This is a genomic window from Mediterraneibacter gnavus ATCC 29149, assembly GCF_008121495.1.
GTDB lineage: Bacteria > Bacillota > Clostridia > Lachnospirales > Lachnospiraceae > Mediterraneibacter > Mediterraneibacter gnavus.
In genome coordinates this window covers 589364-611750 of record NZ_CP043051.1, presented here as the reverse complement: position 1 = coordinate 611750, position 22387 = coordinate 589364, and the positions used below count along the sequence as shown (strand labels likewise).

The following is a 22387-nucleotide window of genomic DNA, read 5'->3' as shown; positions in this document are numbered from 1 at the left end:
TGTAGCTTTGTCAGTGAAATAACGTTTCATCGTAACATCGAATTCTTCAAGGTCGTCAGGAAGTTCAGTAGCGTAATAGGAAAGCAGACTTTTAGAAGAGGCGCTTTTACACGAAAAACATAATTTAGATTCTTGAGTTCACAGTGGAATAACAGATCGTAAGATTCATAACCACGATCAGCAGTTACAATATATTTCCGAAAAAGGTATTCGAAAGCAGACAGTGAAATCTGACTGCGTCGTTGATTGAAAGCGGATTGAGATGGAATAAGATCAGGAACCATGTCAAAGTAATCCATAATTTCATCATTGGTAGTTCCTTTTCCCATGTCGATAATAAGACGCATGGTATCGTAGAAAGAGAGTTTGCCCTGATGCTGACGCATGAAATTGTGTCCAGGATTGTTTGACAAGAGCCAATGATGCTCCGACATGTCAGCGATGATAGAGTTCAATTTTTGTTTTACATTTGATGGATAATCGTTCATAATAAATGTGTGCCTCCTTAGTATGGGAATAATTGGTTCCCCACGAATCAATTCCCTTGATAAACTAAGGGTCACCTTGTTGTTCCGATGGACAACAAGGTGACCGCACATTTTTTGTTGCATGTCAATAGGAAAATAAAAAAAGATATATAAAATATGTTACAAAGATGTTAAATAAGTGCCAGCCTAAAAAATAGTATAAAATGAGAACTACTGATATTATAAGGGATAGCAGGCTTGGAAGAAAAAGGTGTTAAGCTAGAGAAGCTAACTGGTATTGAACACAATGGTGTCAGGCACTATTAAATTTTCATGTTTGAAAGAAAGGACAGGTTCAGACAGAATGGAACAAAGTGATTGCTATACATATTTAGCCTGTGTTAGAATATTTTGGAGAAAAATCTAGAAGGAATGGAATAGGGGAAGTGGGTTTTGAAATTAAAAAGAATATTGGATTCATTAACATATGAAAAGCAGATGTTTATAAAACTGATGGCGTTGGTAACAATTCCGATGATTATCATGGGGATTGTCTCCAGCTTAATTTATGTCAATGGAGAATCTGCTAGAAGTGAGCTCCAGCTGCAGTCTTATAGTGAACAAATTACAAGGGAATATGAGAATGTGTTTTCATCGTTGAAAGAGTACTATATTGAAGTGGCAAATGAAGATGCAGTTCGATGGCTGGCTCAGCAGGAGAAACCACCATATTCTATGTACAGTGATTTGAATCGGGCGCAGGACAGTCTTCAGGGAAACTATTTTGTAGAGAAGTATGTAGAGTCATATGAATTTATCAATGTCAGAAGTGGATGGATATTGGATGATTATGGCATGTTCGACTATGATGAACTGAAAAATAGAGAGGAAGCGGAGCAATTTCTGGAGGCGCAGAAAGAGGTTCCATTATCTGCTTATTGGATTAAAGCTAAAGACAGTGAAAAGTACGGAAATCATAATTTGCGCAAACAAAATACGGTAGATCTGAGTGGTTTTCGACTTGTGATAAAAAAAGAATATGGAGCAGGTGATCTTGCATGGATTATTGTTGTAAAAATAAACGAATCAGAAATTCGGCAGCTGTTACCATCGAATTATGAAAATATGGGATACAGTGTCTCTGTTTTAAGTGATCAGTCGGTAATGGCAGAAACAAATCAGAAACTGACACAAATATGGTTGGAAAAGTTCTCAGAAGAGAAAGAATGGGGGGCGTTCGATTCAGAAGGTACATTGCAAATCGAAAAGACGACAAAGTATAGTATCAGTAGAACCAGTGGTGCGACCAGTGGCCTTACATATTTGGTAGGATTTAATCATAATCAGATACGAAAGATAGGAATGACATTTATATTTGCATCATTTGCGGTGATTGCAGTAATTGCAGTGCTGATTCAGATTGTGCGTGTACTTGTACTTGCATTTGCTAATCCATTGAATAAATTGGAACTTCATGTAAAGGAGCGAGATATCCAGTTAAAAGAATTTCTGTTATCGAATCTTATAAAAGGTGAGATGAATGAAGGAAAGATAAAAGACGCTTTGGGGAAATACCAGATTACAGAATATAGCTCCTATCGAATGCTTGGTATGGCTTGTAAAGAGAATGATAATAAGGAAATATTAAAGAGAGAAATCTATACCGGAATTCTGGAAACATTGCCTGAAGAAATACAAAGTAAAATATTTATTACACCTCTGTTTTACGGAGATAAGATGATTTTTGTTGCGGGCGGTGAGGATGATAATGCAGCGGAGAATCAAACAGCAGTGATTTATAAAGAAGTAAAGGATTTTATTGCAGAGCATTTTTTATACCATGTTTCCTGTGGAATCAGTCAGACATTTCATCATCTTACAGATATTCAGCAGGCATACAATGAATGTAATGAAGCTCTTTATGATCAGACGAATGCAAACAAATCAGAAGGCTCAACACTGGTGTTGTTCGATGACTATTCCATGTTGAAACGTGAAAGTAATGTATATGACATAATTATGGAAGGCGAATTGGTTCAGGCAATAGAAAACTGCAATGTGGAGGAAAGCCAGAGACTCCTGGAAACAATGATTGAGCGATTGGATTCAAAGCGTGTAATTGGAGTGGAGAGAAACTTCTATTTAACGAGACTACTTACAGTGATTGTTGGAACAACGGTTACACATGGACTGTTACTTGAGGATGTATTCATGGATAGTCAATATAATACATTTAACCGGATTCCAATGCTTTATGATACGGAAAAACTGAAGGAAGCAATCATAAAAGAAGTGATTCAGCCAATCATTGAGAGTTTGCAAAAACTTGAAGATGGAGATGAGATGGGCATTTTCCAGCAGATCCAGAAGCTTGTACGGGAGAATCGAGGAAATATAACACTGAGTGAATGTGCACAGACATTAAATTATCATCCAAATTATATCGGGAAAATAATAAAGAAAGAAAAAAATATCACGTTTACAGATATGGTAAACGAGGAAAAGCTGATGCAGGCAAAATATATGTTGTTGACGACAGAAATGTCGGTGGCAGAAATATCGGAAATATTAATGTATAATAACGTGCAGAATTTCATCCGTTTTTTCAAGAAACATATCGGAGTGACACCTGCGGCATTCAGAAAAGAACATTAAAATAAAAATGAAGAAGTGGATAATCATGTTTTTTTGCTGTTATCAAGAGAAAAACAGTGTGGTCAGAACATGATAACCGGAATGCGATAAAAGCTGAAACCCCTTGAATTTCAAGGGGTTTTCGCATGTGTAAAAGGATAATAACAGATTGTAAAATGATTATTTACAAATGAATGAAAGAGACGGTACAATGTGCTCACGGAAGCGGACCGCAATCGTAGATATCATGAGCCGATCATGATAAAAAAGAGGACGAGGAGAAAGTGGGAATGAAGACAAAAGCAAAAACCCAAGCAGTAACATCTCGTACAGGACAATGGAAAGCACATATATGGTTATATATCATGATTATTCCAGGTGTGTTGTACATGCTGATTTTTAATTATCTTCCAATGGGGGGATTGGCAATGGCCTTTCAGGATTTTAGTCCATATAATGGAGATTCAGCGATATCAGCAATTATAAACAGTCCTTTCGTAGGATTTGACATATTTAAGAAATTTCTTACGGGACCGGATTTCTGGAGCCTGTTAAAGAATACTCTTTCAATCTCAATCGCAAGCCTGATTTTTTATTTTCCGGCACCGATTATTTTAGCACTCTTATTAAATGAAGTGAAAAATATGGCATTCAAACGTGTTACACAGACGATGGTGTACATCCCTCATTTTATTTCATTTGTAATTGTGGCGGCACTGACAACTCAGTTGTTTTCAACAACAGACGGAATCGTGTATCATTTTCTGACAATGATTTTTGGAAAAAATGCACCTGATATTATGTCAGATCCGAATTTGTTTGTTCCGATGATCATCGGACAGAACATGTGGAAAGAAACCGGATATGGAACAATCATCTTCCTGGCGGCTCTCTCAGGCGTGGATGTACAACTTTATGAAGCAGCAGATATGGATGGAGCAAATCGTTGGCAGAAAATGTGGCATGTAACTCTTCCGGCTATTCGTTCAACAATTGTAATTATGTTGATTTTGAAAGTGGGACAGATTTTAAATACAGGATACGAACAGATTTATCTGATGCAGAACTCCATGAACAGAGCAGCATCGGATGTGTTTGACACATATATTTACACAAAAGGTGTTGTGAATGGAAACTATTCTCTGGCAACAGCAGCAGGAATGTTTAAATCCGTTGTAAGTATGGTTATGGTCATCGGAGCGAACAAGCTTGCAAAAGTGTTTGGTGAATCAGGATTCTATTAAAAGGGGTGAGAAAAATGGCAAAAATGAAAGCAAGCGTAAAAAATGGCATGCAGGGAAGGAAAATTAAACGAAGTCCGGCTGATCAGGCGGTGCAGGTGCTGATTTATTTGTTTATTGCATCGTTTGCGCTGATTACTCTGCTTCCTTTTCTCTATGTAATCGCAGGATCCTTTGCGACAGAAAAAGAACTGACAGAACGGGCATTTTTCATAATCCCGCATACAATATCACTGAATGCATACAAATATATCTTTGCAAATGGTGAAACAATCAGAGGACTTCTCAATTCGGTTTTTGTAACGGTGGTTGGTGTTGCGATAAATATGTTTTTATCATGTACATTAGCGTATCCGTTATCAAGAAACTATTTTAAAGGAAGAAACTTTTTTATTAACATGGTAATTGTAACGATGCTCTTTACAGGAGGTATGGTTCCGACTTATATTCTTGTAGCAAATGTGTTGAATTTGAGAGATTCTTTCTGGGCATTATGGCTGCCGGGAGCAATCAATCCGTTTAATATGATCATTATTAAAAACTATTTTCAGGGACTTCCGATGGAGTTGGAGGAATCGGCAAGGCTGGATGGATGTAACGATCTACAGATATTTATGAAGATTATTCTTCCGCTTTCAAAACCGGTACTTGCGAGTGTATCTTTGTTCTATGCAGTTACGCACTGGAATTCGTATTTCAATGCAATGATGTACATTTCGGATTCTAAGAAAGAAGTAATTCAGATCGTACTTCGAAGAATCATCTTTATGACGTCCTCTGTGGCAACACAGAGTGGGATGGACTTCGGTGCATTCGGTACACCTCCGGAGCAGTCAGTGAAGATGGCAACGACAGTAGTTGCGACCATTCCGATTTTGATCATTTATCCGTTCATCCAGAAGTATTTTACGAAGGGTGTTATGGTTGGAGCAGTAAAAGGATGATATAAAATACAATTTATATAAAAAGAAGGGAAAAGATTATGAGAAAAACATGGAAAAAAGCAACAGCAATTACCCTCGCGGGTGTAACAGCAATGTCAATGGCAGCATGTGGTGGTTCTTCCGATAAAAAGGAATCCACATCATCAACAACAGAAGACGGGAAACCGGTCATCAGTATGATGGTTCCGGCTTTTTACGGCACAGAGCTTCAGAATGAGCATTCTGATGAAGTAATCAAGAAATATGAAGATTACACAGGAGTCAGTGTAGAGTGGAAATTTGAGAATGACGGTACATACAAAGAAAAACTTGGATTGACATTGATGGATAAAGATAATATGCCGATGATTCTTACATCAAATGTAGAACTGAGTGCAAATATTGTAGATGCCGCAAAGAAAGGTGCGTTTTGGGATCTGACATCATATCTGGAAGATTCAGAAGCATATCCGAATCTCTCCCAGGCAGATCCGGAAGTTTCAAAAGCACTTACAGTGGACGGTCAGATCATCGGATTATATCGTGCGCGTGCCAAAGGTCGTTTAGGTCTTTCTTACAGAAAAGACTGGGCAGAGAAAGTTGGAATCACAGAAGATCCGAAGACAATTGAAGATGTATACGAGATGCTTTACAAATTTACATATGAGGATCCGGACGGAAACGGTGTAGATGATACATATGGTCTTGAACTTACAAAGTATACAGGACCTTTGGATGTAATCCAGACATGGTTTGGTACAGGAAATGAATGGGTAGAAGAGAATGGAAAAATGGTTCCGGTTCACCAGACAGAAGAGTATCAGGAAGCACTGGATTGGATGAAGAAAATCTATGATGAAGGTCTGGTAAGAAAAGACTGGGCAACAATTGATTCTGGTACATTCCAGGAGGCATGTAAGAAGGGAGAAACAGGAGTATTCGTAGATGTCATGGACGGCGGTACAAGAATCTGGGATTACTTTAAAACAAATAACATCACATCTGTAGTGGACTCTTCTAAGACCGCAACGATGCAGCTTGTAGGACCTATTGAGGAAAAAACACTGGCGACAAGCGGATACAATGGTTTCTATATGATTACAAAAGCAGGTGCTAAAACAGAAGAAGATCTGAAAAACTGTCTTACATTCCTGGATAAAATGTGTGATGACGAGATGATGGTTTTGGCTGATTACGGACTGGAAGATATCAGCTATACAATCAACGAGAATGGAAACATTGAAAAGAGCGGTGATTTTGAAATGTCAAGTCTTCCGAATACAGGTCTGAACCAGGCAGAAGCATATATTCCGAACCTTCTTTCTCAGAGCCCGTCACTGGAGATGGATGAAGTTCAGAAGGCAAGATACGAGTCCTATGAGTATAACGAGCCATTTGCTGTAAGCAATCCGGCACTGGGATATCTTGCAAACTCAGAGGTGAATGCAGAAGTTGGTACAGATATTGAGCAGATTATCGAAGATGCAAGAACACAGTACATTTGTGGACAGATCGATAAGAAAGGTCTTGAGGATGCAGCACAGTTGTGGCTTGATCGTGGAGGAGACAGACTTGTTGAGGAAGTAAACGAGCTGTATAAAGCCGATAAATAAATGAATTAGAGTAGTGAGAAAGGCTTCAGCAGGAAAACTGGTTGGAGCCTTTTGTGTTTCTATAGGAAACTGCGGAAAGGAAAACAAGATGATGGAATTAGCACAGATCACCCGCAACGAGGCAGTAATCATGTGGGATGAAGCTATTGGCGCACAAAGCTACAGAATTTACTGGTCTGACCGTGAGGGAGAGCAAGTAAGGTATCAGATGATAGGGGAAATTCCGGCAGATCAAGAGAGGGTTTATCGATTGAAAAAATCAACGCACCGGCCGCATTATCTAAAACTGGTTCCGGTGATAGATGGAAAAGAAACGGCAGAGGAGCTGTTCGTGACACCGGTTCATTATATTCAGAAGGAACAACTGGAGCAACTGAAGCGCGGTCTGATCGCAGTGCCGTGCAGGGAAGGTGTTTTCTTAAGCTGGCGATTGTTCCTTACAGAGGTGACCGGAGTAAGAGAAGATGGAAGAGGGCTTGACGGCGTCGGATTTGTTATTTATAGAAACGGAGAAAGCATCGCTGAGGTGAATGACAGTATGAATTATCTGGATATTCAAGGTGGTATGGATGATCAGTATAGTGTGGCACCTGTCATAAATGGAAACATCTTATCCAGGTGTGAGTGTGTAAATGTTTGGGAAAATGGGTATTATGATATTCCTATTCAGAAACCGGCAGACGGAATTACCCCGGCAGGAGAAGCATTTACATATTCAGCAAACGATATGTCTGTGGCGGATGTAGACGGCGATGGAGAGTATGAGTATATTGTGAAATGGGATCCGTCCAACTCCCATGATGTCTCGATCAAAGGATATACCGGTCACTGCTATCTGGATTGTTATAAATTGGATGGAGAATTGATGTGGCGCCTGGACATGGGAGAAAATATACGAGCCGGTGCTCATTATACCCAGTTTATCTGTTATGACTTTAATGGAGATGGACAGGCGGAGATGGCAGTGAAAACGGCACCGGGTACGAAAATGACGATTTTCTTCGAAGGCAAAGAAAAAGAACAATATATCACAATACCAGAAAAAGATATGTGTGCGGGAATCACGCATGAAGATTCATATGTTTGTTCGGCCGAAGATTATTATGAACATCTGGTAAAGGTATTCCAAAGCTGGCATGAGCAGCCGGAAGTTATCAGTGGTACATGGCCGTCTACACTAGAAGAATGTTTTGGGACAGAGCAAAGATTTGAGTATCCGCTGTCAGAGCAGGATGCGCGTCAATTGACGGATTATTTTATTGATGTGTATGCGAAAGAAAGAAGTGATAAAAATTGCTTGAGAGAGTTTGAAGGCTTCATATATGAAGGCCCGGAGTATTTGACGATGTTTGCCGGGAATGGCGAGGAACTGGAAACAATAGAGTTTCCTGTCGGGCGTACTGATGATGGTCTGCGATGGGGAGATTATGCAATGAAACGAATCGAACCGTGTAACCGTGTGGATCGATTCCTGTCGGGAGTGGCCTATCTGGATGGAGAACGTCCGTATCTGATTGTATGCCGTGGCTATTACACAAGATCAACACTGACGGCATATCGTTTCTTTGAAAACAAATTTGAGACGGAGTGGAAGGTAGACAGTGGGTTTGTTCCAATGAACAATCCATTTCATGATAATCCGCATCTGAAAAAAGGAGAGGATCCGGTGTACGGTAAACTTGCGGGACAGGGAAATCATTCGCTTGCAACAGCAGATGTAGATGGGGACGGCTGTATGGAAATCATTTACGGAGCAGCATGTATCGATCATGACGGAAGTTTATTATACAGTTCTTATGGAATGCTGCCAGACGGAAGAGAAGCTAAGTTTGGACACGGAGATGCCATGCATGTGGCAGATATCGATCCGGATCGTCCGGGGCTGGAGATTTTTAATGTTTTTGAAGAAGGGATTAACGCTCCATACGGGTATGCCCTGCGTCATGCGGAAAATGGAGAAGTTGTGTTTGGAGAATATGCGGAGGAAGATCTGGGAAGATGCATGATTGGAGATATTCATCCCAATGCAAGGGGGCTACAGTGCTGGGTGAACGGAAAAGGGACATATGACTGTCACGGAACTCTTTTGGAGGCAGGTTCGCCGGGCAGCAATATGTCGATTCGCTGGGCATCAGATCTGACGACACAGATTACGGACGGCGAGGATTATCTTCATGAAACTGCAACAGGAGTGATCAGTGATATGATACACGGCGAGATGCTCCGTCCGGAGAATACGCTGACAAATAACGGTACCAAAGGAAATCCATGTCTTGTGGCTGATATCTTCGGGGATTTCCGGGAGGAGATCCTTCTGCGGACAAGCGACAGTTCCGCAATCCGAATTTATAGTTCAACGGAATTGACGGAACATAAATTGTTTACTTTGATGCATGATGTGCAGTATCGGTGTGGAGTGGCATGGCAGAATAACTGCTATAACCAGCCGGGGTATACGAAGTTTTATTATGCTTCGGATATGGATTTCAGGCAGGTACTGCCGGAGATGAAACGTAAGCCGGTATTGTATCTTGCAGGAGATTCGACGGCACAGAGTTATCATGAGTCAGAAAGACCACAGACCGGATGGGGAGAAAAGCTTGTTGACGCCCTGGAAGCCGAAAACTGTTGGAAAGAAGCGCATCGGGACAGCAGTCCGTTTTCGCAGGAAATGAGCTATGAAACCAGACATATTATCGTTGACAATTGTGCGATGGCAGGTCGATCCTCCAGATCTTTTAGAGAAGAAGGTCGACTTGAGGACATCAAAAATCAGATGAAGAGTGGAGATTATCTGTTGATACAGTTCGGACATAATGATGCGGCAGCAGAGAAAAAAGAACGCTATGTTCCGCTGGAAACATTTGGAGAATCTCTTATGGAATATATAAGAGTGGCAAGAGAAAAGAAGGCGTATCCGATTCTGATTTCGTCAATCTGTCTGCGTCCGTGTCTGGCAAATGAACAGGGAGAAAACGCAAAAATCGATGCATTACTTCCGAAATATGCAAAAGAAATGAAGAAGCTTGCAGATAAAGAAAATATTCCATATGTGGATATGCTGGGGATTACAAGAAAAGCATGTGCAAAGGCAGGAGAAGAACAAACTGCTGTATGGTATCGTGAAGACAACGTCCATCTACAAGAGGCAGGAGCACAACTGTATGCGCATTTTGTAGCAGAAGAAATCAAAAAGTTAATCGGAAAGGAATAAAACAATGGGGAAATTAGAATACAATAAAGCAAACTTAGAAGAGCAAATGGATAAAATCGTTGCGCGTACGATGCGTATGGATATGACATGGGACTGGCCATGCGGAGTCGCGTATTACGGAATTGCAGAAGCATATGAGGCAACAAAAAAGCAGGAATATCTGAACGTATTAAAAGAGAGGGTAGATGAACTGATTGAACTTGGACTTCCTGTCTGGACAGTAAACACCTGCGCGATGGGGCATTGTCTGATCACGCTGTATCAGGCTACCGGTGAAGAGAAATACATGGATCTGATCCAGTTTAAAATTGCCTATCTGAGAAATGATGCACTTCGTTTCGGAAATCACGTATTGCAGCATACGGTTTCTGCAAAGAATGATTTTCCGGAGCAGTGTTGGGCGGATACGCTATTTATGGCAGCGTTCTTTATGCTGCGGGTAGGTGTAATGACAGAAGATGCAGAATTGATTGATGATGCGTTGAATCAGTTCTGTTGGCATATCCAGTATCTTCAAGATGAAGAAAACGGATTGTGGTATCACGGATACAATAACATCACAAAAGATCATATGTCAGGTTTCCACTGGGGAAGAGCAAACTGCTGGGGAGCTTATACAATGTGTCAGGTGGGACGAATTCTGCCGGAATGCTATCTATATCCACAGTATCTTGAAATTGTAGGAAGTCTGAATGAGCAGTTGTCAGCATTGAAATTATTACAGACAGAGAATGGACTTTGGAGAACAATCCTGGATGATGAAGAGTCCTATGAAGAAATCTCTGCGTCTGCGGGGATTGCAGCTGCATTGACTTTGAAAGGAAATCCGCTTCATTTGAAATATGTGCAGAAATCAATCGATGGAATTCTCGCACATGTAAATCCGGATGGCAGAGTGACCGATGTATCCGGAGGCACGGCGGTGATGAAAGACCGGGAGGGTTACTGTGGTATTTCGAAAAAATGGATCCAGGGATGGGGCCAGGGAATGGCACTTGCATTCTTCAGCGCAGTATTGAATGTGGAAAATATTACAGGGGATGGTGCGTTATGAGGAACAAATTGAAAAATATCTATGTATGTTTTCCGAAAGGAAAGCATAAGGTTCTGACGCTTAGTTACGATGATGGACGGGTGGAAGACAGACGTCTCGTGGAAATTATGAATCAAAATGGAGTTCGTGGGACATTTCACTTGAATTCAGGCTTGGTAGATGAAGAACGAATCCAGGTGGAAGAGTGGAAAACGCTTTATCAGAGACATGAGGTATCCTGCCATACCGTACTGCATCCGACAATCAGTCGATGTCCGATTGAGCAGACCGCTATGCAGGTGCTGGAGGATCGACGTGCGCTTGAGAGAGCGGTTGGATATCCGGTAAGAGGAATGTCTTATCCGAATGGTTCCTGCAATGATGAAATTGTCGGGTTGCTTCCGGGACTGGGAATTGAGTACTGTCGGACTGTAGGAAGTACGGATAGCTTTGGTATGCCGGAGAATTATCTGAAATGGACGGCAACCTGCCATCACAATCACAATCTGCTGGAAAACGGCCAGAAGTTTGTTGAATTATTTAAAGCACAGTACTTATACATGATGTATGTATGGGGGCACAGCTTTGAGTTTACAAGAGATAATAACTGGGAGCTGATAGAAGAATTCTGTCAGCTTGTGGGAAATCGGGAAGATATATGGTATGCGACGAATATTGAAATTGTGGATTATATGAAGGCTGCAAAAAATTTGAAGTTTACAATTGATGCAGATAAAGTATATAATCCAGGATTTGATTCTGTATGGATTAATGTCGATGGAATGATCGTGGAAGTGCCAGGTGGAAAGACGGTCAATATATAGTAAAATGCGGGTTACTGCTCACAGGTTCCCTGTGAACAGTAACAAATGAGGAAAGAAACAGGAACGGAGTGAAGAAACAAATGAGTACAAAAGTTGTTTCAATGACAGAAGGAAAAATCTGGAAGAAATTATTACTGTTTTCGATTCCACTGATGATGGGAAGTTTTTTTCAGCAGCTTTACAATACGGCGGATAGTATTATTGTAGGTAATTATGTCGGGAAAGAAGCTCTGGCAGCAATCGGAACGACAGATAATCTGATCAATACGTTTATCGGCTTTTTTATGGGACTTTCTACAGGAGCAGGAATTATCATTTCGCAGTATTTCGGAGCAAAAGATGAGAAGAATGTACAGATTGCGGTAAACACAACGATTGGGCTTACATTTGTTATGAGCGTGATTTGTACGGTGTGCGCGCTGGGATTCAGGACACAAATGCTTAAATTGATGAATACACCAGCAGAGGTATTTGTACAGGCAGATGCATATCTGAGAATTTATTTTCTCGGAGTAACAGGGCTTCTCTTTTATAATATGGGAGCTGGAATCCTTCGGGCAGTAGGTGACTCCCGTCGACCGTTATATTTCCTTATCTTTTCAACCGTTTTGAATATCGTCCTGGATTTGATTTTTGTGGCAGGGTTCAGTCTGGGCGTAGAAGGAGCGGCGTATGCTACGGTTATTTCGCAAGGGGCATCTGCTGTCCTTGTAATGATCGTTCTGAGCAGAGAACGGGCAAGTTATCGAGTGGTTTGGAATAGGATCAGACTCAATCCGGAAATGATAGGAAAGATAGTACGCGTCGGATTACCGATGGCATTACAGTCGGCAGTTGTGTCATTCTCTAATGTATTTGTACAGTCGTATATCAATCATTTCGGTGTAGCGGCAATGGCGGGATGGTTAGCATATGGAAAAGTTGATAAATTCTGTCTGCTTCCGATTCAAAGTCTTTCTCTTGGTTTGATGACATTTGTCGGACAGAATTATGGGGCAAAACGATATGACAGAATTAGAAAAGGAATCCGGACAGGATTGACAATGTGCTTTGGGATTGCGATATGCATGATCATTCTAATTAATCTCTTCGCAGAATCGTTGGTATCCATGTTTATCCAAAGTCCGGACGTTGTAAAATTCGGAACATTATTTATCCATATAGAAATGCCGTTTTACCTTGCGCTCTGTGTCAACTCAGTTTACGACAGTACGTTAAGAGGGATCGGAATGACGAAAGGACCGATGTTGATTATGATGATAAATTCGATTCTCTTCCGGCAGATTTACTTATTTGTTGTGTCCAGAGTATCAGAATCCATGATTCCGATTGTGCTCGGATACCCATTAGGATGGATCTTGTGCAGTGTGATGCTGGTTCTGTATTATAAACATCACTGCTCATCAGCATATAAGGAGTAATGGATTAGTGGACCACCAGGTGCGCCATCCTGTGATTGAAACGATAAAAGCGATTGTGGAAAAATCTGGGTATTCATTTGAATATCGTCTGTTTCAGGAAAAGTGTGAACATGTAGAGAATCTGATTGCTGAATGCAGGGAGAAGGACGTAAAAGGAATCTACATCATGGCGGCAGAAATGGAAAAATCAGATATTTATCCCTTTTTAGAACTTCAGATACCGATTGTAACAGGAGATAATCTGTTTTATGAAGAGGGAATCAATAGTTTTCTGATCGATAACCGGGAAGGAATCCGAAGAGGTGTAGATTATCTGGTAGATAAGGGGCATAGCAGGATTGTATATCTGGCAGAAGATATTGATATTTTCAATTTTCTCGAAAGAAGAGAAGCATTTGTTCTGGAGATGGCAAAGCGGGAGTGTGGAGACGCAAGCAATCGTATCAGGCAGCTTGGCTGTAATGTAGAGGAAGCTGCTTTTTCGATGGGAAAATATCTGGATGAAGGAATGCGGGGAGTGACTGCGTTTATTCTGGAAAGTTCTGTTATTTCCATGTGGGGATCAAAGCGCTTCTTGAGCGGAATATACGAATTCCAAGGGACATCTCTTTGCTTGGATTTGATGCAGTTGCACCAGTGGAACTTCCGGGATTTGAACTGACACTGATCAAAGGAACCCATACGAAACGCCACATAGCAGCAGTGAAGCATCTGCTCCGTTATATGGAAGACGAAAACGAAGAAATTATGAGAGTATACTATAAGACCCGGCTTTCAGAAGGGGAAACAGTGTTCGATAAAACAAAATATATTTATGGGTGAAAAATATTTGATGACGGGTATTTAAAGAAAATTTAAATGCCTGTTATTTTTTATAAATTTGAGGAGAGAATCAGGGAATATCGGAAGTGAAATCTGCAAAATAGCAGAAAAAATGAAAGGGGATTGAGAGTTTTTCTGTCAGATGTTATCTTGGTTTTAAATAAAGAACGCGCGTTACAGTTTACAAAAAACAGGAGGAATGCAACCATGGCTAAGAAAAACTATGAAAATCTGGCAAAGGAAATTGTCAGATATATCGGTGGGGTGGAAAATGTTAATACTTTGATCCATTGTGCAACAAGGCTTCGATTTAAAGTAAAAAACATACAGAATGTAGATAAGAAAAAACTGGAGCAGTTGGAGGGAGTGATTACAGTACTTGACAGCGGTGGTCAGATCCAGGTTGTAATCGGGCAGCATGTAGCGGATGTATATGATACAATTTTTGAAGTTACAGACTTAAAAAAGGAGAATCCGAGTGATGCAGAGGAATCAGGGGAGAAAAAGAATCTCCTGAATACATTTATGGATACGATTTCTGGTATTTCTGGCATATACCGCAGCAAAAAAATTCAGAGCGAATGAGTTCGTGGCAGTGGGAGTTGCAGCGGCATTACTTTATCCGGATCGGACAGCTGCATATTCTGCCGGAGAGGCATTGACCTTTTTAAAAATTCCGGTTGTGCTGGTAAGCTATACTTCATCTGTAATCCCGATTGTGATTTCAGTATATGCACTTTCTAAACTGGAAAAAGGATTGAAGAAAATCGTCCCGACAGTATGCAAAACCTTTTTGACGCCGCTTCTCAGTCTGGCAATTATGGTGCCGGCAACTTATCTTGTGATCGGGCCGATTGCAGATACTGTAGGAAAAGCACTGGCTTCCGGATATACAGGACTGGTGGGATTGAATCCGGTTATTGCAGGGGGACTGCTTGGTCTGATCTGGCCGGCAGCAGTCATGTTTGGTGTACACTGGGGATTTGTTCCGATTGTTATGAATAATATTGCAGAGTATGGACGAGATACATTGTTTACCATCACTGGACCCAATAACATGGCACAGGCAGGAGCTACACTTGGTGTGTTCCTGAAAACAAAAGACAAATCAGTTAAGGAACTGGCAGGTCCGGCAGCGCTTTCGGCAGTTCTCGCAGGAATTACAGAACCTGCGATTTATGGAGTTACATTGCGGTTTAAAAGACCATTTTTCATCGGGGCGGTATTTTCCGGAATTGCAGGAGCTATCGTAGCTGCTGCAGGAACAGGAGCACCAACACTTCTTGGAACAAGCATTTTGACATTGCCGGGATATATCGGTGTCGGATTTGTCGGATTTTTAATCGCGTGTGCGATCGCCTATTTTGGATCTGCGATTGTAACGTATTTCTTTGGATATAGTGATGATATGCTTCCGAAAAAAGAAGAAAAGAAAGAAGAACCACAGGAAATTATTCCGGCAAAAGATGAAGCGCTTCTGGCGCCGGTCAGTGGAAAAGTAATTCCTCTTTCTGAGGTAAGAGATGAAGCGTTTGCGGGAGGAATCCTCGGACAGGGTGCGGCAGTAATTCCAGAAAATGGAGAAATCTGTGCACCGTGTGACGGAGTAATCAGTGTGATGTATCCAACCGGACACGCAGTAGGCATTAAATCAGATATCGGAGCAGAGATTTTGATCCATGTAGGCATGGATACGGTGACTTTAAATGGAAGCTGTTTTGCTGTAAAAGTGAAAGCCGGTGATTATGTGAAAGCAGGACAGCTTCTGGTCAGAGCGAATATTGAAGGAATCAAAAAGGAAGGTTTGGATATTACAACACCGGTCATTGTTGCAAATACAGCAGATTATATGCAAATTAAGACGGTAGCAGAGGAATCCGTGAAGAGCGGAGAAGTTCTGCTGAACTGTGTTTCCAAATAGAAACGAAAGGAGAGTATCATGAGCAGAGTAACAGTAAGTGAGGATAAAAGCACATTTTGTCGGGATAAAAAGCCGTTCTTTTATCTGGCAGATACCATCTGGAGTGCGTTTACAAATATAACCGAGGATGAGTGGATTTATTATCTGAAGAGACGCAAAGAGCAGGGGTTTAACGTTCTCCAGATCAATACAATGCCGCAGTGGGATCGTTGTATCTCGGATATCGGACTGTATCCCTTTGCGACAGCGGATGGACATCGGTTTGACTTTACAAAGTGGAATGAGGCGTATTATGAGCATGCGGTCAGAATGTGTGAACTGGCGGAAGAGGAAGGATTTCAGTTGGCGCTGGTGGTGCTCTGGTTAAATTATGTGCCGGGAACATGGGGGAGCAAGGTTACGGATTGTAATGTGATGCCGAAGGAATTCGTTAAAACATATACAGAAAAGATTGTACATGTTTTTGATCGATTTGAGCCGATTTACATTGTAAGCGGAGATACAGATTTTGATACGCCGGAAGCAGTGTCCTATTATCGGGATGCACTGGATGTTTTATGTGAAAAAAGTCCGCATACATTGAAAACGATGCATATCAAACGGGGATATGATTTTCTTCCGGAAGAATTTTTGGAAAAACTGGATTTTTATATGTTCCAGTCCGGACATAATCGGGAAGGGCAGGATATGGCATATGTTCTTCCAGAAAATTTCCGTAAGAAATATCCGAAAAAACCATTGATCAATGCAGAACCATGTTATGAACAGATGGGGTTCCGCAGAAAAATATATGGTCGTTTTCAGGCAGAAGATACCAGAAAAGCAGCATGGAGCAGCATTTTGTCCGGGGCTTGTGCAGGGGTGACTTATGGAGCTCATGGAATCTGGAACTGGCAAAAACTGAACAAACCCGTAAATCCAATCCTTGGAGAAGGATTTGACGCACCGTTTCCATGGAATGAAGCACTACAGTTTCCGGGAGCGTGGGATTATGGAATGATCCGTCAGCTTCTTGATGAGCTTCATACAGGAGAGTTGATACCGGCACAGGAAGTGTTAGAGAATGAGACAACACAGATTCGTATGGCGCAGACAACAGATGGCAGATATCTGTTGTATCTTCCGCATAGTACGAAGGTTGTGTTAAAAAGAGAGTTGAATGGATGCAGTATCAGGGCAATGGATCTGGCATCCGGGCACAGAGCATATGTAAGTGCAGTATGCAGAGAAGGAAAAACAGAGATTGCAATGCATCCATGCCAGATGATGTGATCGCGGCGATGGATGCAGAGCATCGTAACTATTTTTATGGAGATGTGCATGTACGAGGAAAATATCCGGGATATATGAAACGATACTTCAGGGAGCATGGAATCCAGATTCAGTTTGCTCCGGAAGATGAAGAAATTCTGAAAAATACGGTAGATTTTGTATCATTTAGTTATTATATGAGTGTCTGTGCGACATCAGATCCTGAAAAACAGAAAAAAGGTCTTGGAAATCTTCTGGGAGGAGTACCGAATCCAACACTCAAAGCAAGTGACTGGGGGTGGCAGATCGATCCGAAAGGATTGCGCTATGTGCTGAATATGTTTTATGATCGCTATCAGAAGCCGCTGTTCATTGTAGAAAATGGATTGGGAGCTGTAGATGTTCTGGTCGAAGATGAGAATGGAAACAAAACAGTAGAGGATGATTACCGGATTCAGTATCTGAAGGATCACCTGATACAGGTGGGGGAAGCGATTCAGGATGGCGTGGAAATTATGGGATACACATCCTGGGGATGTATCGATGTTGTCAGTGCATCTACTGCAGAATTAAAAAAACGATATGGGTACATTTATGTAGACAGAAATGATGATGGAACAGGTACGATGGAACGGTATAAGAAGAAATCATTTTACTGGTATCAGAAAGTGATTGAAAGCAACGGGGAAGTGCTATATAGTGAAGAAGATATAAATTTAAGTGAATAGTATTGTGTGGGAGAATGACGGTTCTCGCGTTTCCGTATGAGTGGGTGCAATTTTTTCCCATCAGGGAAGATACAATAGTACTCATTTTCAAACATCTGTTTTAAAACCAGGATCAGCGTGTTAGAATCTGTCAGGTTATTGATTACATAGCTATGGACAATGAAATAATTCTCTAATGAAGATATAAACACACAGGTAGAGTTTCAGAGAATGTCATACCTTCTTTATGTGAAAAAGGAAATGAAATAAGCGTATAATACTATTTTTGAGTGCATATTCAGTTTCGGAATATGCACTTATTTTTTATAATATAGGTAATTGAGAAACACGTTTGCAATCCTGATGGAAATGTAGATAGAGTCCTACGTTGTCAGACAATCAGAGGTTTCAGGCTACGGATACTTATATTGATGAATTTTATTAGCAACTATTGCGGTAATAAGTTATGTAATGTCAGCGAGCAATAAATCATCAGGAAGATAGGACATACAAATTTTATGGTAGGAATCTTACTTTGCAAATGAGTTTTGAGGAGATATTTTATTTTGTAACAAAAAAGGCTGTATCTATGCGGTTTGTGGTGTTTTGCAAACGCATATTTATAGTAATCAAAAGGAGGCAACAGATGATTTCAACAGATGAAGGATACATGAGGCTGGAATATTTCTCTGAAAATGTTGCAGCGGATAAAAAAAGAAAAGAGTTCGATATAAAAAATCATGCATTATGCTACACAAACCAAAAGCCAGATTTTCTCTTTATTGGGGATTCCATTACAGAGTATTGGGAGCTAAATGCATATTTTGGAAGTGGTAATCACTTTCTTGTTAATAGGGGCATTGCGGGAGATACAACAAAGTACTTAAAAAAGCGATTTTATACAGATGCAGTTCAATTACGTCCAAGATATTGTATCCTGGGAATAGGAATTAATGATTCCATAGAGCTGGAAGGGGATTATTGGAAAAGATTGGAGCCGACACCGTATAATCAAGTAGTGGCAACTGCAAAGCTGCATATTACAGAAATTGTACAACAGGCAAAAGAAGAAAATATCTGCTTGATTCTAACATCTCTTTTACCAATTCATATTCCGATCCTGATGGATGAAAGGAGTAGAAAAAATTATATCAAAGAGCTGAATGAGTGGCTGGCAGAAGTGGCGAAGAAGAATAATCTTATTTTTGTAAATTATTATGCTACAATGGTATTTCCAGGAACAGACAAGCCGTTGGATAAGATTACCTATGATGGTCTGCACCCAAATGCCAAAGGATACCAGATCATGGCCACAGTTTTACGTAATACGTTAAAAAAATATGAGATTCTAATTTGAAAGGAGATACCAGAGATGATATTTGATTCGATTCAGAATAAGGAAAACTATAAGGAAGACAGGAAAATCTATCAGGCATTATGCTATTTGGCAGAAATAAAAAGATGGGAAGAAGCATTTCCGGATACCGTAATTCAGAAAGGAGTCATAGTGGCGAACCCAGTATCATTTGTTAGCAAGGAAGAAAAGGAGTGTATGTATGAAGCACATCAAAAGTATATAGATGTTCATTATATTATTGAAGGAGTGGAAAGAATTGCAACTGCTGATGTAAGTAGTCTGCAAATCCAAACGCCGTTCAGTGAAGAAAAAGATATCGGGTTTTATCAAGGGGATGAATCAGGCGGTTATCTATTGAAGGCAGGAGAGTTTATGGTGTGCTTTCCAAGCGATGCACATAAGGTTGCAATGATGGATAAATCACCGGAAATAGTAAAAAAAATAGTCGTTAAAATTAAAGTTTAAAGAAATTATGATGAAAGCAGCTATAATACATAGTTAGGTTTTTCCGATCTTTGAATCTGTTTTAAAGGAATATTCAAAGAAAGGGAGAAATCTTGGTGTGTCATTATAGCCGTTTTTTTAATCAATGGAGGATGATATGTCAGTGGTAGATAACATACGATTTACGTTTTTATATATTGAGTTTTATTCCATGGGAAGAACATGGGTGTATCCGGAATCAGTGATTCCGTATAGTATATTCCGATATATTGAAAAAGGAAAGGCGGAACTTTGTATTGACGGGGAAGAAATTATTGTGGAGGAAAATCAGATTGTATATATCCCGCAGGGATGCAAAATGTCTTGTCGTGCGCTCGGTGAATCCTTTGAGTTTTACAGTCTTCGTTTTACTACCTCGGTATTTTATGAAGGGGAAGACATGTTGGCGGAATATTATGGGATTCCAAGAGTTTCGGTCAATGAGGGAGAAGATGTTTACTTTAAAGAAATTTATAAGTGGGTAAAAAAGGATTCCATGGTAAAAAAATGCTTTGTAAGAGGGAATTTGGATCTTCTGATTGGTTCGCTGGCTATGCACGGGAATAAGGTTGATAAGGTGACTGGAGATTTCGTGGAAACAATAGAGGAAAAGTCATTAAGGGATAGGAATTCAAAGAAGAATGAGCAAATCGATCCAAGGATCTATATAGTGGCAGATTATATTATTCTGCATCCAAGTGAAAAGTACACGCCACAAAAGATGGCAGAAATGGCAGATCTTAGTAAACAGAGATTCAGCAGCCTATTTAAGATTAATATGGGAAAGACACCAATGGAATATGTGAGAGAGATTCGGCTTACAACAGCAGCAAGGGCTTTACTGGTAAGTAATGACAATATCAATGATATTGCGTATGCATGTGGATATGAAGACACGAATTATTTTATAAGGGAATTTAAGTCAGCCTTTGGTTTTACTCCGAATCAATATCGGAAAGTAGCAAGAGAGTAAAAAATGAGTGTAAAATGCTATTATTGAGTGTGCGTTTAGTAGATATGTATAAAAATAGTGACTAAAATAAGATTACAATAAAACAAATGATGTGGCTGCATTGGGAAAATGAAACTAAATAACAACATAACGAACAAATGAGGGTAAGATTATGAAGAAAAAAACAGCTATTTTATTAGCCGGAACAATGATTGCATCTACCATACTTGCGGGATGTGGTTCTAAAGAAGAGGGCGCAGCAAATCAAGTGGCATCCGAGGAGCTGAAAGGAGATATTACATTTTGGCATTCTTTTACACAAGGACCAAGACTGGAAGTGATACAGGAAACCGCGGACCAGTTTATGAAAGATAATCCGGGAGTAAATATTAAAATTGAAACATTCTCTTGGGGAGATTTTTACACAAAATGGACAACGGGGCTGGCTTCAGGAAATGTGCCAGACATGAGTACTGCACTTCCAGGGCATGTGGTAGAGATGATGAATGCAGATGCTTTGGTGCCTGTGGATGACTTAATAGATGATATTGGAAGGGACAAATTTTCAAAGACGGCATTATCGGAAGGTGAAAAAGATGGGGAATGTTATTCCTTGCCACTGTATTCTCACGCACAGGTTATGTGGTATCGTAAGGATTTATTGGAGGAAGCAGGACTTTCTGTGCCTAAGACATGGGATGAATTTGCTGAGGCTGCAAAAACACTTACAAAAGATGGTGTGTATGGCTGTTCCTTCCCTTGTGGTTCAAATGATCTTATGGCAACCAGGTTTTTGAATTTTTATGTCAGGAGTGGGGGAGGGAGTCTTTTGACCGATGACCTTAAAGCAGATCTGACCAGTGACCTGGCAATAGATGGAATCAAATACTGGTTGGATATTTATAAAAACTGTTCTCCGAAAGATTCTGTCAATTATGCTGTATTGGATCAGGCAAATTTGTTTTATCAGGGAAAAACAGCATTTGATTTTAATTCGGGTTTCCAGATTAGCGGGGTGGAAACCAACTCTCCGGATTTGATCGATCAGATCGATTGTGCGCCACTTCCAAAGCTGAATGCAGATGATCCAGATTATGGAGCTGAGACTTCTAATATTCCTATGGTCATTTGGAGAAATTCAAAACATCCGGAAATCTGTAAAGCCTTTATGAAAAAACTGTATGAGAGAGATACCTATATTAAATTCCTGGATGCGACTCCAGTAGGAATGCTTCCTTCCATTAGTGGAATTTCTGATACGCCGGAATATAAGGAAAACGAGACAGTTCAAAAGTTCTCCAACGCAGTCGATGTGATTACAGATGCAATGGAGAAGGGAACCGCTATCGGATATGAGCATGGTCCAAGCATTCAGGCAGGTTTCCTTACTTCTCAGGGAATCATTGAAAGTATGTTCCAGGATATTATTACGAATGGTACGGATGTGAAGAAGGCTGCCAAAACAGCAGAAAAGCAATTAAATGAATTATTCAGTACCGTGCAGCAATGAAAAAACGGGTTAGA

19 protein-coding genes are annotated in these 22387 nt (G+C 40.5%); 18 read left to right on the top strand and 1 reads right to left on the bottom strand.

Features of this window, described 5'->3' with window-relative positions; translation table 11 throughout:
- Positions 1–26 precede the first annotated feature (26 nt).
- The gene (locus tag FXV78_RS03090) at positions 27–488 is read right to left on the bottom strand and encodes a hypothetical protein (protein WP_039959887.1); all 462 of its coding nucleotides are present in this window, start codon (positions 486–488) and stop codon (positions 27–29) included.
- Between the two features lie 432 nt (positions 489–920).
- Here FXV78_RS03090 and FXV78_RS03085 point away from each other — a divergent pair, with 432 nt between their 5' ends.
- From FXV78_RS03085 to FXV78_RS03005, 18 genes are all read left to right on the top strand, one after another.
- Positions 921–3122 carry a helix-turn-helix domain-containing protein gene (locus tag FXV78_RS03085; RefSeq protein WP_039959885.1) on the top strand — a complete coding sequence of 734 codons (2202 nt, stop codon included), beginning with the start codon at positions 921–923 and terminating at the stop codon, positions 3120–3122.
- A 269-nt stretch (positions 3123–3391) separates the two neighbouring features.
- Positions 3392–4345 (top strand): ABC transporter permease, encoded by a 954-nt coding sequence (locus FXV78_RS03080; protein WP_004843667.1) that lies wholly within the window; start codon positions 3392–3394, stop codon positions 4343–4345.
- A gap of 14 nt (positions 4346–4359) precedes the next feature.
- Positions 4360–5286, top strand: a complete 927-nt coding sequence (locus tag FXV78_RS03075) for a carbohydrate ABC transporter permease (RefSeq protein WP_004843664.1) — start codon at positions 4360–4362, stop codon at positions 5284–5286.
- A gap of 38 nt (positions 5287–5324) precedes the next feature.
- Complete coding sequence (locus FXV78_RS03070; protein ID WP_004843661.1) at positions 5325–6878, top strand: extracellular solute-binding protein; 1554 nt, start codon at positions 5325–5327, stop codon at positions 6876–6878.
- A gap of 88 nt (positions 6879–6966) precedes the next feature.
- The gene (locus FXV78_RS03065) at positions 6967–10092 is read left to right on the top strand and encodes a rhamnogalacturonan lyase family protein (RefSeq protein WP_039959894.1); all 3126 of its coding nucleotides are present in this window, start codon (positions 6967–6969) and stop codon (positions 10090–10092) included.
- Between the two features lie 4 nt (positions 10093–10096).
- On the top strand, positions 10097–11146 hold the full coding sequence (locus FXV78_RS03060; protein ID WP_004843657.1) for a glycoside hydrolase family 88/105 protein: 1050 nt from the start codon (positions 10097–10099) through the stop codon (positions 11144–11146).
- Positions 11143–11949, top strand: a complete 807-nt coding sequence (locus FXV78_RS03055; RefSeq protein WP_004843655.1) for a polysaccharide deacetylase family protein — start codon at positions 11143–11145, stop codon at positions 11947–11949. Before FXV78_RS03060 ends, FXV78_RS03055 begins: the two co-directional genes overlap by 4 nt.
- An 80-nt stretch (positions 11950–12029) precedes the next feature.
- On the top strand, positions 12030–13370 hold the full coding sequence (locus FXV78_RS03050) for an MATE family efflux transporter (RefSeq protein WP_004843654.1): 1341 nt from the start codon (positions 12030–12032) through the stop codon (positions 13368–13370).
- A 31-nt stretch (positions 13371–13401) separates the two neighbouring features.
- On the top strand, positions 13402–14031 hold the full coding sequence (locus FXV78_RS03045) for a type 1 periplasmic-binding domain-containing protein (protein ID WP_159308432.1): 630 nt from the start codon (positions 13402–13404) through the stop codon (positions 14029–14031).
- Positions 13980–14192: a hypothetical protein gene (locus FXV78_RS03040; protein WP_233447399.1), complete on the top strand. Its 213-nt coding sequence runs from the start codon at positions 13980–13982 to the stop codon at positions 14190–14192. The genes FXV78_RS03045 and FXV78_RS03040 overlap by 52 nt, the downstream gene beginning before the upstream one ends.
- Before the next feature lie 207 nt (positions 14193–14399).
- Positions 14400–14777, top strand: coding sequence for a PTS transporter subunit EIIB (locus FXV78_RS18125; RefSeq protein ID WP_004843649.1), 378 nt, complete (start codon positions 14400–14402; stop codon positions 14775–14777).
- Between the two features lie 10 nt (positions 14778–14787).
- Positions 14788–16113, top strand: coding sequence for a glucose PTS transporter subunit IIA (locus FXV78_RS03035; RefSeq protein ID WP_233447398.1), 1326 nt, complete (start codon positions 14788–14790; stop codon positions 16111–16113).
- An 18-nt stretch (positions 16114–16131) separates the two neighbouring features.
- The gene (locus FXV78_RS03030) at positions 16132–17385 is read left to right on the top strand and encodes a glycoside hydrolase family 140 protein (protein ID WP_004843646.1); all 1254 of its coding nucleotides are present in this window, start codon (positions 16132–16134) and stop codon (positions 17383–17385) included.
- The gene (locus FXV78_RS03025) at positions 17334–18092 is read left to right on the top strand and encodes a family 1 glycosylhydrolase (RefSeq protein WP_081448188.1); all 759 of its coding nucleotides are present in this window, start codon (positions 17334–17336) and stop codon (positions 18090–18092) included. Before FXV78_RS03030 ends, FXV78_RS03025 begins: the two co-directional genes overlap by 52 nt.
- A gap of 625 nt (positions 18093–18717) precedes the next feature.
- Positions 18718–19428, top strand: a complete 711-nt coding sequence (locus FXV78_RS03020) for an SGNH/GDSL hydrolase family protein (protein ID WP_023923965.1) — start codon at positions 18718–18720, stop codon at positions 19426–19428.
- A gap of 15 nt (positions 19429–19443) precedes the next feature.
- Positions 19444–19893 (top strand): NanQ anomerase/TabA/YiaL family protein, encoded by a 450-nt coding sequence (locus tag FXV78_RS03015; protein WP_004843641.1) that lies wholly within the window; start codon positions 19444–19446, stop codon positions 19891–19893.
- A gap of 124 nt (positions 19894–20017) precedes the next feature.
- Positions 20018–20884: an AraC family transcriptional regulator gene (locus FXV78_RS03010; RefSeq protein WP_004843639.1), complete on the top strand. Its 867-nt coding sequence runs from the start codon at positions 20018–20020 to the stop codon at positions 20882–20884.
- A gap of 151 nt (positions 20885–21035) precedes the next feature.
- Positions 21036–22373: an ABC transporter substrate-binding protein gene (locus FXV78_RS03005; protein WP_004843638.1), complete on the top strand. Its 1338-nt coding sequence runs from the start codon at positions 21036–21038 to the stop codon at positions 22371–22373.
- Positions 22374–22387: the final 14 nt, after the last annotated feature.

Bases quoted from the DNA above. Each gene is read 5' to 3' on its own strand.
- FXV78_RS03090 (WP_039959887.1), bottom strand. From the start codon at position 488: ATGAACGATTATCCATCAAATGTAAAACAAAAATTGAACTCTATCATC.
- FXV78_RS03025 (WP_081448188.1), top strand. From the start codon at position 17,334: ATGCAGAGAAGGAAAAACAGAGATTGCAATGCATCCATGCCAGATGAT.
- FXV78_RS03015 (WP_004843641.1), top strand. From the start codon at position 19,444: ATGATATTTGATTCGATTCAGAATAAGGAAAACTATAAGGAAGACAGG.
- FXV78_RS03030 (WP_004843646.1), top strand. From the start codon at position 16,132: ATGAGCAGAGTAACAGTAAGTGAGGATAAAAGCACATTTTGTCGGGAT.
- FXV78_RS03060 (WP_004843657.1), top strand. From the start codon at position 10,097: ATGGGGAAATTAGAATACAATAAAGCAAACTTAGAAGAGCAAATGGAT.
- FXV78_RS18125 (WP_004843649.1), top strand. From the start codon at position 14,400: ATGGCTAAGAAAAACTATGAAAATCTGGCAAAGGAAATTGTCAGATAT.
- FXV78_RS03010 (WP_004843639.1), top strand. From the start codon at position 20,018: ATGGAGGATGATATGTCAGTGGTAGATAACATACGATTTACGTTTTTA.
- FXV78_RS03080 (WP_004843667.1), top strand. From the start codon at position 3,392: ATGAAGACAAAAGCAAAAACCCAAGCAGTAACATCTCGTACAGGACAA.
- FXV78_RS03055 (WP_004843655.1), top strand. From the start codon at position 11,143: ATGAGGAACAAATTGAAAAATATCTATGTATGTTTTCCGAAAGGAAAG.
- FXV78_RS03050 (WP_004843654.1), top strand. From the start codon at position 12,030: ATGAGTACAAAAGTTGTTTCAATGACAGAAGGAAAAATCTGGAAGAAA.
- FXV78_RS03005 (WP_004843638.1), top strand. From the start codon at position 21,036: ATGAAGAAAAAAACAGCTATTTTATTAGCCGGAACAATGATTGCATCT.
- FXV78_RS03070 (WP_004843661.1), top strand. From the start codon at position 5,325: ATGAGAAAAACATGGAAAAAAGCAACAGCAATTACCCTCGCGGGTGTA.
- FXV78_RS03065 (WP_039959894.1), top strand. From the start codon at position 6,967: ATGATGGAATTAGCACAGATCACCCGCAACGAGGCAGTAATCATGTGG.
- FXV78_RS03020 (WP_023923965.1), top strand. From the start codon at position 18,718: ATGATTTCAACAGATGAAGGATACATGAGGCTGGAATATTTCTCTGAA.
- FXV78_RS03075 (WP_004843664.1), top strand. From the start codon at position 4,360: ATGGCAAAAATGAAAGCAAGCGTAAAAAATGGCATGCAGGGAAGGAAA.